Consider the following 15,537-nt stretch of genomic DNA (forward strand, 5'->3'; position numbering starts at 1 on the left):
TGGCTTGCCCGCCGCAAGAAAGCAAAAGAGCGCCGTGGGCGCTCTTTTTTATGGGCTTGTCAGGTTGGCGCCTGGCGTCAAATCAAGCCGAGACGGGAAAGCTCATCCTTGAGTTGCTCCATGTTGCGTTCGACACAGGCTTCCCCTTCGTTGATGGCATCGGAGGCCCGGTGGAAGTCCATGATGGAGAAGCTGCCAAGGCGCGGGCAGAGCTGGATTTCGGGCGGATCCCCCGCCATACGGGCGCGGGTGATGCGTTCCTGCATTATGTTGATGGAACCTGTCATTACGCTCCACATTCCCGGGGTATTGGGGCCATCGCCCCGGTTCAGCCACTGACTGAAGCGGTTGCCGGTGACGGGCTCGTCCGGTTCATCTGTCCAGGGCTGGTGCATGTCGGCGTTGAGGTTGACGGCGATCACCACCTCGGCCCCCATGGCGCGGGCCAGCGAAATGGGCACGGGGTTGACCACGGCGCCATCTACCAGCCAGCGATCCTCGACCAGGGTGGGGGTGAGTATGCCAGGCATGCCGCAGGAGGCGCGTACACACTGGCGCAGCGGCCCCTCTTTCAACCAGATCTCGCGGCCGGTATCGAGCTCGGTGGCAACGCAGGCGAAAGGAAGGGGCAGGCTCTCGATGACGGGGTCGCCCAGGTGATTGGCGGCGATGCCAAACACCTTTTCCCCGCGAAACAGCCCGCCGGAGAGGGCGGGGTCAAGCAGGCTGACCACCTGCAACCGGCTGAAGCCGCGCACCCAGGACTCCAGCTTGTCCAGCTCGCCAGCAGCATAGGCGGCACCGACAAAGCTGCCGATGGAGCAACCCGCCACCAGATCCGGTTTGACGCCCAGGCGCTCCAGCGCCCGTATGATGCCGATATGGGCCCATCCTCGGGCAGCACCACTGCCCAGAGCCAATCCCACGCGGGGTTTTCGTGACACTTTGTCTCTCCTGAGGTGAGTGAGGCTCCCAGCTTACCCCGTGTTTTTGGCGCCGTCATCCTGCCAGCCTTCGCTTCGATTGCGTCCATTGGCTTTGGCTTGATAGAGGGCGAGATCCGCCCGGTGGATAGCCTCCTGCAGTGGAGTTCCGGCACGGCAATGGTGATAGCCCAGACTGATGGTGACCGCAAGGCCTGGCGCTATCTCCTCCCATGGATGTTCTGCTATCTGCAGGCGCAGCCGCTCGGCCAGTTGTTCGAGGGACTCGCCCCCTCTGGCGAGCAACAGAAATTCCTCGCCACCCCAGCGGATCAGGGCATCTTCTTTCCTCAACAGAGGCTGGCAGAGTGTGACCAGCCGGATCAGCACCTGATCGCCAACTTCGTGACCAAAGCGGTCGTTGACCTGTTTGAAGTGATCGCAATCAAACATGACAACCCCGACTTTACGGGCTTTGGCTCGCAGATGAAGACGCTCGAATTCATCGAAATAGTGGCGATTGTAGGCGCCAGTCAGGGCATCGTGACTGGATAGGTAGTCGAGCTGCCGGTTCAGACGACGGGCTTTGAGACTGGAGAGCGCCGCCCACACCATAAAGAGGATGGTGATCAGGGAAGGGAGTGAATGCCAGAACAGGGCCTGGGTGAGCGCGGTCAGCGGGATGCGATGGATCAGGGTAAGTTGCGTATCAGGAATAGCCTGGACCAGTTGGAGGGCTCCTTGCCGCCACTGGTAACCATGTCTGTCAGTCTGGAACTTTGGGACAAAGTCAGCCCCCTGCGCGCTGCTGGCCAGGATCTGCTGGTGTTGGTTGACCAAAAACAGCGTGCCAATGGCGGGTGTGGATTCATGCAGCAGCCGATCGAGTCGCTCGAGCAGCACATCTATGCTGATGACCCCCACCAGCACCTGGTCCTTCACTATGGGTTGCGACAAGGAAATCATCTGGCCCTCCCCGGCAAAATCTTCGTAGGGGCGCGATACGATGGCGCGCTGGCTGGGGTTTTGTTGTTTCAGGGCATCCTGCCAGTAAGATTTGAGATAGATGGCGCGATGAAAGCGAAACTCGCTGGAGGGGATCCAGGGGTAGAGATAGATAAAGTCATCTACCCCGGTGAAGTAGAGCCAGGCAACCTTGTCCCCCAGCAGTTTGCTGGCGGTGGAGAGCAGGGGGGACAGACTAAGCGCCAGATGCAGTCTGGCTTCTCGCTCGCTGCCCGGGGCAGGCAGTCGGCCCAGCCCGGTCAGATTGCCGCTGAGCCCGGCGGGCAGGTTGGCGGGAACCTTGTCCAGCGAGAATCCCAGCTCGGGATCTGTGCGCAGGGTTTGATAAAGCTGGCGGGTCAGGGCCGACTGAGGATTGCTGCGCAGCCGCTCCTCGGCCTGACCACGCATGGCCTCGAGCACGGTTTCCATCTGCTGGAATTGGGATCGCAAACGAGCGGCCATGTTGAGGGTATCGCGCTCGTTGAGTTCGGTGACCTGTTTCAGAGTCTGATGGAAGGTGAGGGCAAGCAGCAGTATGACGAGGGTACCAAGTAGCCAGTGCTGGCTGCGTGTGACGATATGAATGCGTGGTGCTGGCATAGGCGGCCGGGCCTGATCTGGACTGGTTCGGTTCATCAGTTTAGGGCAGAACCATCAAGAACGTCTCCTGTGGCGACGATTTCGGTGATCTTCCACCGCTTCTGTTACGTTTTGTCACATTTATACATAGTCACGGCATAGTCAGGGGGTAACATGATGCCCATCATTGATGAAGTGCCTCCTTTTTCCCTAATTTCATGGATTGCTTGATGAAAATGCGTATGTGGCTGTCGATCGCCTGTCTCTCCCTGCTGATGCTGGGTGTCTGGTACTACCGTAACGGTGAAGTTGTCAGCAAACCCCAGCCCAAGCAGGTCAATATCAGGGCGCAAACGGTCAAGCAGAGTCTGGCTGAACCCTCCATCAAGCTGGTGAGCAAGCTGGCCGCCAATCGCTCCGTGGTGATAAGCCCCGAGGTGACCGGGCGGATCGTCAAGATAGCGGTGCGTTCCGGTCAGCAGGTCAAGCAGGGCGATACCCTGATTGCGCTGGATGCGGGCAAGCAGCAGGCGGAGCTCGCCGAGCAGAGTGCCAGTGCGCGTGATGAGGCTCGCAAGCTGCGGGACATGCGCCGGCTGGTGGCGCGCGGCGCTGTGACCCAGTCAGAGCTGGAAGGGCAGGAGGCCACTGTGGCGCAAGTCCAGGCAAGGGTGGATGCCGCACGTTACGAGCTCTCCTTGCGCACCCTGCAAGCGCCGTTTGACGGCTCCGTCAGCCTCATCGACTTGAGTGAAGGGGCCCTGGTCAACAGTGGTGACACCTTGCTCCATCTGGATGAGCTTGCCAGGCTGCGGCTCGATCTGGCGGTGCCCGAGCGCTACCTCTCCCTGCTGCGCCCCGGCATGGCGGTGACCGCCACCAGCTCGGCCTGGCCGGATCAATCGTTTCATGGCGTGCTGGAGACCCTCGATAGTAGAGTGTCAAACGATACCCAGAACATCAAGGCGCGCGTCATCATTCCCAATCCTGACGGGCAGCTGCGGCCTGGCATGTTGCTCAATGTGGAGCTCTCCCTGCCGCCCCAGAAGATGACCCTGATCCCCGCCCAGTCGGTGGAGTACGCCGGTGAACAGCGTTTCGTCTATCGCCTCGAGCCCGATGGTCGGGTCAAGCGGGTGGCCGTGGTGCTGGGGGATACACATGGTGAAGAGGTGTGGGTCACCGAGGGCTTGAAGGTTGGCGATCGCATAGTGGTAGAGGGGCTGGTCAATCTGCGTGATGGCATCAGTGTGCACGATCTGGCGGAGGTCAAAGGCTGATGTGGCTCTCCGATATATCTGTTCGTCGCCCCTTGGTGGCTGTGGTATTGAGTGCTCTCTTGACCGTGTTCGGTCTGGTGGCTTTCAGCAAATTGACGGTGCGCGAGATGCCGGATGTGCAGACGCCATCCGTCTCCATCACCACCATGTACGAGGGGGCGGCTCCCGCCGTCATGGAGAGCCAGGTCACCAAGCCCATCGAGGATCAGCTCTCCGGCATCAGCGGCATCAAGAACATCAACTCGGTGACCCGCAAGGGGCGCTCCGTCATCACGGTGGAGTTCAAGCTCGGCTGGAACATGGTGGAGGGCACCTCGGATGTGCGTGATGCCCTCTCCCGTGCCCGGCCCAGGCTGCCGGACGACGTGGATGAACCCATGGTCACCAAGGACAACGGCAACGGCGATGTTGCTGTCTGGCTGAACTTCAGCAGCACCCAGATGGACCGTACCGCCATGACCGACTACGCCAACCGCGTGCTGGTCGACCCCTTGAGTCTGGTGGACGGGGTGAGCGAGGTGGCCCTCTCCGGCGATCTGACCCAGGTGATGTACGTGCGGCTGCGCCCGGCGGACATGGCGGCCCGTGGCATCACGGTGGCGGACGTGCAGGACGCCCTCAAGCGGGAGAATATCGAGCTGCCAGGGGGGGAGATCCGCAACAACAGCATGACGATGGCGGTGCAGATTGCCCGCCTCTACCACACTGCCGCCGATTTCCAGGCCTTGCAGGTGCGCAGTGCCGACAACGGCCAGAGCATCTATCTGGCGGACATCGCCGATGTGGAGGTAGGCGCCAAGAATGAAGACAGCGCCTACCAGCGCAACGGTCGCGAGAGCCTGGGGATCGGCATCGTCGCCCAGTCCACCGCCAACCCGCTGGCGGTGGCCCAGGGCATCGAGCAGAAGATAACCGAGATGCAGCGCTTCCTGCCGGAAGGGGCCAAGCTCGAGGTCGACTATGACTCCACCATTTTCATCAAGCAGGCCATCGACGAGGTGTACGAGACGCTGGCCATCAGCGCCGTGCTGGTGGTGGCCGTGCTCTATCTGTTCCTGGGGCAGGGGCGTACCACACTGATCCCTGCGATTACTGTCCCTGTGTCGCTGATCTCCGCCTTTATCGGCGCCTGGTATCTCGGCTTTTCCATCAACCTCATTACCCTGCTGGCACTGATCCTCGCCATCGGTCTGGTGGTGGATGACGCCATTGTGGTGGTGGAGAACATTCACCACCACCTGCAACGGGGTGAGCCACCGCTGATGGCGGCCTGGCACGGCACCCGCGAGGTGGGTTTTGCCGTGGTGGCGACCACGGCCGTGCTGGTGATGGTGTTTGTGCCCATCGCCTTCATGGATGGCATGGTGGGGCGGCTTTTCACCGAGTTCGCCATCCTGCTCTCCCTGGCGGTGCTCTTCTCCTCCCTGGTGGCACTGACCCTGACGCCGGCCATGGGCTCCTGGCTGATGCGCTCCGTCGACAAACCCAATGTGCTGACGGCGGCGCTCGATCGCGGCCTCGGCTGGGTGGAGAAACACTACCGACGCCTGCTGGGCTGGGTGCTGCGTCGTTCAGCCTGGACGCCGCTGGTGCTCTTGCTCTGCCTTGGCGGCATCGGCGCCCTGTTTGGTCAGCTGCCCACCAGCCTGACCCCTACCGAAGACAGGGGCGTGCTCTATGTGTTCGTGAAGGGGGCCGAGGGCACCAGCATAGAGCGGATGAAGCGCAATATGCAGCAGGTGGAGGCAGCCATCATGCCGCTGCTGGGCAAGGGAGTGGTGCAGGCCATGAGCTTCAGTACCCCGGCCTTTGGCCGTGGCGGCGATCAGACCGGGATGGCGATCATTCAGCTCACCGACTGGACCGAGCGGGATGAAACCGCCACCCAGTTTGCCCAGTCCCTGAGTGGACGACTGGCGGGGATCCCGGATGTGATGATCCGCACCTTCCAGCCGGGCTTTCGGGGCGGCTCCACCGCGGCCGTCCAGTTCGTGCTGCAGGGCTCCGATTATGCCGAGCTCTACCAGCAGGGGCTGGCGTTGAAAGAGGCGGCGGCCCAGAGCGGCCTGATGTCGATGCCGGATCTCGACTACGCCGAGAAGACCCCCGAGCTGCAAGTGACCATAGAACGTGACAGGGCCAGCCAGCTCGGCATTCCGGTGTCGACCGTGGCCAGCTCGCTGCAGGCTCTGCTCGGCGGCGTGAGCCAGACCACCTATGTGGACAGGGGCGAGGAGTACGACGTCTATCTGCGCGCCAATCAGCACGACTTCAACGGTGTGTCCGATCTCAGCCGCATCTATCTCAAGGCGGCCAGTGGCGAGATGGTGAGTCTCTCCACCCTGGCCACCGTCAAACAGGTGGCGAGCCCGCAACGGCTCAACCATTACCAGCGGCAAAAAGCGGTGACCCTCACCGCCGATCTGGCGCCGGATCGCACCCTGGGGGAGGCGCTGGACTTCCTCGATGGCTGGGCCAATGCCAATCTGCTGAGCGGCATGACGGTGGATTATGCCGGTGAGTCCAAGGATTATCGCGACAACCAGGGCGAGATGGTAATGGTGTTCGGTCTGGCCCTGCTGGTGGTCTATCTGGTGCTGGTGGCCCAGTTCGAGAGCATGTTGACCCCGGCTGTGGTCATGGTGACGGTTCCTCTTGGCATCTTCGGTGGCCTGCTCGGCCTCTGGCTGACGGGACAGGAGCTGAGCATCTACAGCCAGATCGGCATGATCATGCTGATCGGCATGGTGACCAAGAACGGCATCTTGATCGTGGAATTCATCAACCAGCTTCGCCAGCGTGGGGAAGCGTTCGATGAGGCCATCATTGCCGGCTCGGTGCGCCGCCTGCGGCCCATTCTGATGACGTCGCTGACCGCCATCATAGGGGCAGTGCCGCTGATGCTCTCCATGGGGGCGGGTTACGAGAGCCGGATGGCGGTGGGGACAGTGGTGTTCTTCGGGCTGTCTCTCGCGACCCTGGTGACCCTGCTGATGGTGCCTGCCATCTATCATCTGCTGGCCAAACGGGCGGGTATGACAGGGGCGAGGGATCTGCTGGTGGACGAGGCGCTGGCAGCCGAGTTGGCGGTGAAAGCCGAGGATAAACCGGCGGCCTGATACCTACACCCATATAGGTGCAAGCCGCAGAAAGCGGATGGCATCACGGCAGCCGGCGGTTAATATGTAACCAGTTTTAACCTTGAGGTGAGCTATGTTGCCATCTGCTATCTATGAGCCGCTGCCTTTTGCCTATATGGGCAGCGGTTTGCTGTTGCTGGGGGTTGCCGAGCAACCGGGTCTGCTGCTGGCCGGACTGGCGTTCTATCTGGCCGGTTCCCTGGCCTGGTTCAGGCGCAGTGCCCATCGACGCATCGACAAGCCACACCCTGCCCGCAAGCAGGGTTGGCCGCTCTGGCTCTACGAGATCCGCCCGTTCGCGCTGATCCTGCTGGGTTTGCTGATGCTGCGTCTCGCGACCCACCCGATCTTCCTGGCGCCGGCTCTGGTCTGGTGTCTGCTCGGTGGTTATCAGCTGCTACAGCGCCATTACAGCCGCATAGTGCTGGCCCGCGTCCTGGCCTGATCCCGTTCAACCCCGCATTATTGAGGCGAGCCAGTCACTGGCTCGCCTTTCCCTCTTGCTCTGTAGGGGCAAAAAGCCATCGCCCCCGCTTCGCTCTGCCGGTATAATACGCGACCCGAATTGTTCCAGGTGTTCAAAATGCAGCCGGTTACCCACCTTTTCTCCTATCCCCGCTACTGGGCCGAGTGCTACGGCACAGCGCCCTTCCTGCCCATGTCCAGAGCGGAGATGGACAAACTCGGCTGGGACAGCTGTGACATAGTCCTGGTGACCGGTGACGCTTATGTGGACCACCCGAGTTTCGGCATGGCGGTCATAGGCCGCATGCTGGAATCCCAGGGCTTTCGGGTCGGCATCATTGCCCAGCCGGACTGGTCATCGAAAGATGACTTTATGCGCCTGGGCAAGCCGAACCTGTTTTATGGCGTCACTGCGGGCAACATGGACTCCATGATCAACCGCTATACCTCCGACAAGAAGCTGCGTCACGACGATGCCTACACACCGGGAGACATAGGCGGCAAGCGGCCCGACCGCGCCACCCTGGTCTATACCCAGCGCTGTAAAGAAGCCTTCAAGGAGGTGCCGGTCGTCATAGGCGGCATAGAAGCGTCGCTGCGCCGCATCGCCCACTACGACTACTGGTCCGAGACCATACGTCGCTCCATCCTGCTCGATGCCAAGGCCGACATCCTCATTTATGGCAACGCCGAGCGGCCGCTGATCGAGGTGGCGCACCGCATCGCCAATGGCGAGACCATGGAAACCATGCAGGACATTCGCGGCACCGCCGTGATCCGCAAGGAGCCGCTGCCCGAGTGGCGCGGGGTGGATTCGAGCAAGCTGGACCAGATTGGCCGCATCGACCCCATCATGAACCCCTATATGGAAGGGGCGCCTTGCTCGGATGACGAAGGTACGGCGCCGGTGGAGCAAGAAGCCAAGCCGGTGCTGGTGCAGCCGCCCAAGCAGAAGCCATGGGAGAAAACCTATGTGAAGCTGCCGGCGTTCGAGCGGGTGAAGGAGGACAAGGTGCTCTACGCCCATGCGTCGCGCATCCTGCACCACGAGACCAACCCGGGCTGTGCCCGTGCGCTCTCCCAGGCCCACGGCGATCGCATCGTCTGGGTCAACCCGCCCGCCTTCCCGCTGGAAACCGACGAGATGGACGGCGTGTTCGGCCTGCCGTACCAGCGGGTGCCGCACCCGGCTTATGGCAAGGAGAAGATCCCGGCCTACGAGATGATCAAGACCTCGGTCAACATCATGCGTGGCTGCTTCGGCGGCTGCTCCTTCTGCTCCATCACGGAGCACGAGGGGCGCATCATCCAGAGCCGCTCGGAAGAGTCGATCATCAAAGAAATCGAAGAGATCCGCGACAAGGTGCCGGGCTTTACCGGCGTCATCTCGGATCTCGGCGGCCCCACCGCCAACATGTACAAGCTGCGCTGCAAGAGCCCCAGGGCCGAGCAGACCTGCCGCCGCGCCTCCTGCGTCTGGCCGACCATATGCCCGCACATGGATACCGACCATACCCCGACCATCAACCTCTATCGCAAGGCGCGGGATGTGAAGGGCATCAAGAAGATACTGATCGCCTCCGGGGTGCGCTACGACATAGCGGTGGAAGATCCGCGCTACATCAAGGAGCTGGCCAAGTACCACGTAGGCGGCTACCTCAAGATTGCCCCTGAGCATACCGAGGAGGGCCCCCTTTCCAAGATGATGAAACCGGGCATGGGCAGCTACTACAGCTTCAAGGAGCTGTTCGACAAGTATTCCAAAGAGGCGGGCAAGCAGCAGTACCTGATCCCCTACTTCATCTCGGCCCACCCGGGCACCACGGATGAAGACATGGTGAACATGGCGCTCTGGGTCAAGACCAACAACTTCAAGCTCGATCAGGTGCAGAACTTCTACCCGTCGCCGCTCGCCAACGCCACCACCATGTATTACACCGAGAAAAACCCGCTCAACAAGGTGAGCCGCCAGGGCGGGGACGTGTTCGTGGTGAAAGGGGAACGTCGCCGCCGTCTGCACAAGGCGCTGCTGCGCTATCACGATCCGGCCGGCTGGCCCATGATCCGCGAGGCCCTGCTGGAAATGGGCAAGGGTCACCTGATTGGCAACGGCCCCAACTGCCTGGTGCCGCCGGAAGGTCGCGGCGAGGCGGTGGCCGAACGTAGCCGTAACAAGGGCCTGAAACCGGCCCTGACCCGCCATAGCGCCATCACCCATCAGCGCAGCAATGGGGCAGGCAACAAGGCGGCTGGCGGCAAAGGCGCAGTGGCTGTCGCCTCGCAAGGCAACACTCGCAACGACACCCCTGCCGCCAGCAAGGGCGGCAAGGCGGGCAATGGCAAGCCAGTAGGCTCCCAGCTCCCTAAAGGCGCGGGCGCTAACGGCAAGCCCGCTGCTCAGGGTGCAGGTCAAGGCAAACCGGCCGGGAAACCCGCCCACAAGGGTAAAACCCCGACCCGCGCAGGCTCAGCAGCCAAGCCGGGTGCTAAACCCGCCACTCAGGGTGGCAAGCCCGTGGCCAAAGGCAATGGCGCCAAGCGACCGGTGCGGTGAGTTTGCTGATTGGTTAAGTGATAAAAGTAAAAAGGCGACCAGATGGTCGCCTTTTTTATTAAACTTATCGTGAGCTATTTATAATATGTACAAGGCGTTCTAATCGAGGAATATCATCAATAATTCCAGAATAAAAAATCGAATGCCAGTTATTAGGCGTTTCGAATTCTAAATCTTTACTATCAATATAATTTTCAATAGTATTTTTGAGACTATCCACTGTAATTATTTCAGGTTTAGGTGGAAGAAAGTATTTTAAAATGAGATGTACCTTCTTACTTAACTTGGCCCAGTTTTTTTCGAACCAGCCCTGAGTTGCTGCATTATTGATTACCTCGTCCAGATGGAATTTTAAAATATCGAAGTTAGGGTGGTTTTTATTAATTATATCTATAGATATTTTGGGCGCATCAAAATCACCAGCAAATAATGTTGTGTATAATCTTTCATTTAAAAATGTGTCAAAATATGGATGTATAACTCTTTTTGGTGATTTATCTCCCTTTATTGTTGTTCCTCTTAAAGAGTTACAGTTACATGCTGGAATTAAATTTTTGGAGAAAAAAGAAAACTCTGGATAAAGGTCTTTTGGTAGATAATGGTCTACGGTTCCATTACCGGGGCCGCCACACATTGGGCATATATCTGGAGATAACTTTCGTCTATAGAAATCTATAAATTCAAGCCTTCCTTTTGGTGCGCTATTATAGTGTGTTACAAGCGCTCCTTTGAGGTCATTATCGCTTATTAGCGATTCTATATTCCAAGGGTCTCCTTTATTGGATATGTATTTTAAATACTGGTCACGAAATACAATGTAATTTCCTAATAATTGAGGATAACTACCAAGGTTAGCATTATCAGCTAGTAGCTGTAACTCCTCAACATCCTTTACATAAGGAGGCTTAATTTCCTTCATCTGTAACCTCAATATTTAATTTACGGCGCAGGTACATTAAAATATCTGAGGACAATTCAGATTCAAGATCTTTTAAATAGGCTGCCTTGTTTTTTATTTTTGTCTGAAAAGAATCAATCAAGTCATCCACTAATGCATTTGTTATTTCGTCTTCAAATACAAAGTATGAGATTGAACCTACATCAGCCCCAAAAGTTTTTAGTCTTGGATTTTGAATGTTTACATGACCATTTGAATCTTCTTTGAATACAAGAACCTGTGTTCTTGGTACTTCACGAACAAAGTAAGCTGAATGTGTTGCAATAATTGCAATTGAGCCTGTTAATTTCAGTAATTGATCTAAGGTTCTAATAAATTTAGTTATAAAGTTTGGATGAAGATGCGTTTCAGGCTCATCAAGCAATACTAGAGTGCCATTTTCAATAAATAAGCAAGCTTGAACAACAAATTTAATGAATGCTAACTGTCCACTACTTAGAGGGAAGACCTCTCCATTAATGTGAAGCATTGGATTAGCATTGTTAATGATAGCTCCCTGTATTTCTAATTTTGCCTGCTCCCCCCCATGGTTAATTTTTAAAAGAGGGACATAGATTTTATCTCTTATGCTAAATACATGAGGGGCATTAACAGATATATCTTGATTCAATGGTATTACAATGTTTTCTATGTTTGGAAGAAAATTAATACTTTCTTTAAATAAATCCCATCGATATTTAGAACCGATAGATTCTTCTGAACGCAAAAGTTGAATACAAAGATCACAGAAACCTCGAGAGCTTTTTGATCTTGAGTTTCGATTAAGTATTAACCTGCGATATTTTATTCTCTTATTCGCTCTTTCCGGTGGGAAAGTATTAGTTGTCTCTCCGGGTGTTGCTATAGCCAGTAAACGGTTTATTATTGGTCTACCACCAAAGTTACTGTCATAGAAATTATTATCCCCTTTAGTAAGGGATGTTACGATAGTATGCAAAGCTTGGCTTTTACCTATACCATTTTGACCAATTAATACAGAAATTCTTTTTGGGAGAATGCTTTCTATATCAAAATTCATATTAAATGAGTGTTTTTCATAAAATCCGGCTAATTCATAATTCAACGATAGCTTAGTGGATATTCTTGAGTAACTCTCATCCTCTAATCCATCAAGAATATAGTCTGCATTATGGTATGCGAAAAAACGACCTGATTCTCTCATGAATGCTAAACGAAAAACATCAGTTTTTATTGCATCATTGATAAACTTCGTTCTTTGGCTTATGCGTTTAGAGGCAACCAAGTCATTTAATGCTAACAAAATAGTGTTAGATTTTTTAATTCCATGTTTATTAACCAGAAAGCGATAATCTTGCATCTCACCTTGTAGTGTGAAAAATTTTGGTAGTTCCTCTGCCCTTATTATATCAATATCAGGAGATAACTGACCATCAGCTTCTATTCTTGAGTTTTTTGATACAAAGCCAAGAAATAATGACCCTTCAATTTCTCTTTCATTATACTCAATGATTTTATAGTCATATATGCATCTGTATTTGAAATCATTCCAGCTAAATGAGTTTTTATCCCAGTTGTTATTGTTTTTCCAACTGCTATTTCTTGGGGATAATAATATAGCTGGGCGAGAAAATGAATTTTGGGGAATGTCACTTCTGCAAAAATAAACATTAAAGTAATTACGTTCATTTTTATCTTCGTTATAGTTTTTCATTCTTTTTGATTCCAAATGAAACAGTAGCAATTAAATATGAGGGGATGTAGTGGAGGAAATCTGGGACACCCACCTTTCTGTCTGAGGTGTATAACCATCGAATCGCACGCTACCGCCCGTGGATTACAGCTTCCAATATGCTCCATTGACCAACGACGGCAGTAACCCATCGCAGCTCAACAGGTTCTAGATGGCTATGGTAAGTCAAACGAAGCTGTGCCAGCGAGCACAAAACGGAGGTAACCATCAGAAAATCATCGTTTTTTGAACTGCGTCATCAAAGCGCTTAAGCAGGTGCGATAAAGGCGGGCAAGCGGGTTCGGCTTTGCTATCTTGTTCAGCCTATGGATAAGGGGAGGGGCTGAATGGCTGGCTCCCTTGCACAGGAGCAATAGATGGCGGTGAAAGCCAAATCCAGAAGAGAGAAGATGGGCAGCGGGCTGGGGTTGCTGCTCGGGATCCTCATTTTCAATCTGATTGCCTACCAGTTTGTTGAGACAAAAGCGCTCTCCGAGACAAACCGAATGATAGGGGCCATTGTCAGCGCCCTGCTCTGCTCTGCTCCGGGCTGGGGGCCAGAGTGGGCAAATGGCTGGATCGCAGAGAGCAATCTTAGCGGGATTTCCCGAGTCATCCTGCAAACGGCTGTCACCTGGCCATTGGGCAGCAAAGCGTTCCGCTTTATCGCCCCTTATTGCCACACTTCCTGCCCCTTGCCATTGAGCAGGGTATGAAACAGATAGTGATCGTCTCGATCGTAATAGACGGTGAGGGTATGGCGCTGGGTGTAATCCGCCGCAACGCCAGCCACCGTCATGGGGATCAGCACCAGCTCCCCCAGCCCCATTGTCACGGCGCTCGCCGTGGCCTGGCCATTGCCGTCACCGCGCTTGTGGATCTTGCCGAGCACGGTAAAGCGATCGCAGCCCTGCACATTATCCTCGGTCAGAAAGGCGGCCTGCTGGCAAAGCTGGGGATCTCCCAGCTCGGCGCGAATGGTCGCGCGTGTCTCCCCCTGTGCCAGGGTGTTGCGAAAGCGCCCCGAGTAGTGATCGATAGCGGCGGCACAGCCGCCCAGCAGCAATGGCAGCAGCGGCGTGAGCCGCAGACAGGCGCGTTTCATGGGTGGGCCTCGCCATCCGCCAGAGGCGCATCGCCCCTTCGCTCGGGTTCACTGCGATGCAGGAAGGTGGTCAGGGTATCGCGCGGGGGCGTGATGCCGCACTGCACCATAATGCGCCCGATGGCCCCTCTGTGATAGCCGCCGTGGGTCACCAGATGCAGCAGCATTTCCTCGCGGCTCATCTGCCCCCTGTCGCCATCGACAAAGCGAAACGAAAGCGAGGTTTCACCCTCTTGCGGATTCAGGGTAGCGACGTACTCCATCAGCCAGTTATCCAGTGCCGTGACCGAGCTGCGCAGCGCCGCCAGAGTCGGTGTTTCCGGGGTATTGGTGGCACTGAAACCGTGGGACTCCCCAAGCAGATTGGCCTTGAAGATGGCATCGACCACATGGATATGGTTGAAGATCCGAAGGCAGGTGTGGTGGGCTTCGGCATATTGCTGCGAATCCAGCGTGGCGATCGCATCCAGCAGTTCGCCATCGGCCCAGCGCTTGTAGTGAAAGAGGGATTGCAGCGTCTTGTTGCTCATCAGTTCCTTGCCCCTGTGTCTCCTGAAAGTGGGGCATGTTAGCCAAAATGGGTGCAATACGAAACCCGTTTTGCTGGCGATAAATATCAGTCCACCTTGTCTCTTGGCAGGGGAGGGAGTAAAGCCACTCCCGCCTGCTCCTCGCCCTTGCGAAGGGGAAGGCTGAGAGGGATGAGGCAGCCGCAGGTTGCGGCAAGGCTGGATCTGCGGGGGAAATCCTGAGATGGTGCGGGCAACTTAGCCGGTTATCCCGTTATCGAGTGAAAAGGAGTCGAGATGCGCATTGCCCTGATTGGCCTTGGCGATATTGCCCAGAAGGCCTATCTGCCGCTGCTGGCCAGCGACGAGCGGGTCACCCCGCTGCTCTGTACCCGCAACCCGCAAGTGCTGGGCAAGCTGTCTCTCCAGTACCGGATCCCCGAGTGCTTTACCGAGGTGGATGGGCTGCTCGCGAGCCGCCCGGATGCCGTGATGATCCACGCCGCCACCTCGGTGCACTTCGCGCTGGCCCGCCAATGCCTGCAAGCGGGCATTCCCACCTTTGTCGACAAGCCGCTCTGCTTTGATTACGCCGAAGTGGAGGCGCTCGCCAACCTCGCCATGGCGCAGGACTGCCCGCTGTTTGTCGGCTTCAACCGCCGCTATCTGCCCGCCATGCGTGCCGCCCGTACAGATAATCAGCCGCTCACCGAGCTCAACTGGCAAAAGCACAGACACGCCCTGCCGGGGCTGCCACGCCAGTTCCTGTTCGACGACTTTATCCATGTTCTCGACAGCCTCTGTTTCTATGGCGGCCTGCCTACCGGGGATCTGCATGCTGTGCTGCGGCGCAGCAGTCAGCAGCCCGAGCTGCTGGCCGGGGTCAGTGTGGCCTGGCAAAGCGGGCAGACGGCGGTGAGCGGCAGCATGAACCGCAGCGCCGGCATCACGGAAGAGCGTGTCGATGCTTACGGCGACAGCCTCTCCCTGCACCTGGAAAACTGCACCCGGGGCACGATTGCCCGAGACAAAACTGTGCAGACCCTGGCACCGGACGACTGGCAGCCGGTACTGGCCCAGCGGGGCTTCGTGGCTATGCTCGATCACTGGTATCGGCAAATCGAGCTGGGCAAGGCCGATGGGGCTCTGGTCGAGAGCTATCTGCACGGCCATCGACTGGCCGAGCGGCTGGTGGCGCTGGCGGACTGACCCTTCTCCTGCGCCTGCCGTGCCTGATTTGGCGGGCCCGCACGGGTGAAGGAACAGGCAGACCACTGTACAAGATGACGGATCCCTGCGCAGTCAGCCGGCAAGGGCGCCGCCGCG

11 protein-coding genes and 1 pseudogene are annotated in these 15,537 nt (G+C 56.7%); 6 read left to right on the forward strand and 6 right to left on the reverse strand.

The features are described 5' to 3' along the window. Window positions 1-77: 77 nt before the first annotated feature. Both rssA and ONZ54_RS06945 read right to left on the reverse strand, forming a co-directional pair. Entirely contained in the window at window positions 78-944 is an 867-nt protein-coding gene (gene rssA, locus ONZ54_RS06940; RefSeq protein ID WP_011898481.1) for a patatin-like phospholipase RssA, read from the reverse strand. A 33-nt stretch (window positions 945-977) separates the two neighbouring features. Then, a complete protein-coding gene (locus tag ONZ54_RS06945) occupies window positions 978-2,531 on the reverse strand; it encodes a sensor domain-containing diguanylate cyclase (RefSeq protein ID WP_271787777.1) in 1,554 nt (517 codons plus the stop codon). Between the two features lie 209 nt (window positions 2,532-2,740). On the opposite strand from ONZ54_RS06945, the gene ONZ54_RS06950 reads away from it, so the two are divergent. The 4 genes from ONZ54_RS06950 (at window position 2,741) to ONZ54_RS06965 (ending at window position 9,949) form a co-directional block, all read left to right on the forward strand. Continuing rightward, window positions 2,741-3,790, forward strand: coding sequence for an efflux RND transporter periplasmic adaptor subunit (locus ONZ54_RS06950; protein WP_271787778.1), 1,050 nt, complete (start codon window positions 2,741-2,743; stop codon window positions 3,788-3,790). Then, window positions 3,790-6,909, forward strand: coding sequence for an efflux RND transporter permease subunit (locus ONZ54_RS06955; protein ID WP_271787779.1), 3,120 nt, complete (start codon window positions 3,790-3,792; stop codon window positions 6,907-6,909). The genes ONZ54_RS06950 and ONZ54_RS06955 overlap by 1 nt, the downstream gene beginning before the upstream one ends. 94 nt (window positions 6,910-7,003) lie before the next feature. Continuing rightward, window positions 7,004-7,375: a hypothetical protein gene (locus ONZ54_RS06960; protein ID WP_155603120.1), complete on the forward strand. Its 372-nt coding sequence runs from the start codon at window positions 7,004-7,006 to the stop codon at window positions 7,373-7,375. Window positions 7,376-7,513: 138 nt separating this feature from the next. Further along, window positions 7,514-9,949, forward strand: a complete 2,436-nt coding sequence (locus ONZ54_RS06965; protein WP_271787780.1) for a YgiQ family radical SAM protein — start codon at window positions 7,514-7,516, stop codon at window positions 9,947-9,949. A 64-nt stretch (window positions 9,950-10,013) separates the two neighbouring features. Here ONZ54_RS06965 and ONZ54_RS06970 read toward each other — a convergent pair whose 3' ends face one another. Next, the gene (locus tag ONZ54_RS06970) at window positions 10,014-10,868 is read right to left on the reverse strand and encodes a hypothetical protein (RefSeq protein ID WP_271787781.1); all 855 of its coding nucleotides are present in this window, start codon (window positions 10,866-10,868) and stop codon (window positions 10,014-10,016) included. Then, window positions 10,855-12,579 carry an AAA family ATPase gene (locus tag ONZ54_RS06975; protein WP_271787782.1) on the reverse strand — a complete coding sequence of 575 codons (1,725 nt, stop codon included), beginning with the start codon at window positions 12,577-12,579 and terminating at the stop codon, window positions 10,855-10,857. Before ONZ54_RS06975 ends, ONZ54_RS06970 begins: the two co-directional genes overlap by 14 nt. Window positions 12,580-12,974: 395 nt before the next feature. Between ONZ54_RS06975 and ONZ54_RS06980 the strand changes: the two are divergent. Then, window positions 12,975-13,195: pseudogene (locus ONZ54_RS06980) on the forward strand (hypothetical protein). A gap of 75 nt (window positions 13,196-13,270) precedes the next feature. Here the strand turns inward: ONZ54_RS06980 and ONZ54_RS06985 are convergent. Both ONZ54_RS06985 and ONZ54_RS06990 read right to left on the reverse strand, forming a co-directional pair. After that, window positions 13,271-13,702, reverse strand: coding sequence for a hypothetical protein (locus tag ONZ54_RS06985; protein ID WP_271787783.1), 432 nt, complete (start codon window positions 13,700-13,702; stop codon window positions 13,271-13,273). Continuing rightward, window positions 13,699-14,232, reverse strand: a complete 534-nt coding sequence (locus ONZ54_RS06990) for a DinB family protein (protein ID WP_271787784.1) — start codon at window positions 14,230-14,232, stop codon at window positions 13,699-13,701. The genes ONZ54_RS06985 and ONZ54_RS06990 overlap by 4 nt, the downstream gene beginning before the upstream one ends. Window positions 14,233-14,508: 276 nt before the next feature. On the opposite strand from ONZ54_RS06990, the gene ONZ54_RS06995 reads away from it, so the two are divergent. Then, complete coding sequence (locus ONZ54_RS06995) at window positions 14,509-15,420, forward strand: Gfo/Idh/MocA family protein (protein WP_271787785.1); 912 nt, start codon at window positions 14,509-14,511, stop codon at window positions 15,418-15,420. Window positions 15,421-15,537 lie beyond the last annotated feature (117 nt).

It is taken from the genome of Aeromonas salmonicida (assembly GCF_028355655.1).
Lineage (GTDB): Bacteria > Pseudomonadota > Gammaproteobacteria > Enterobacterales > Aeromonadaceae > Aeromonas > Aeromonas salmonicida.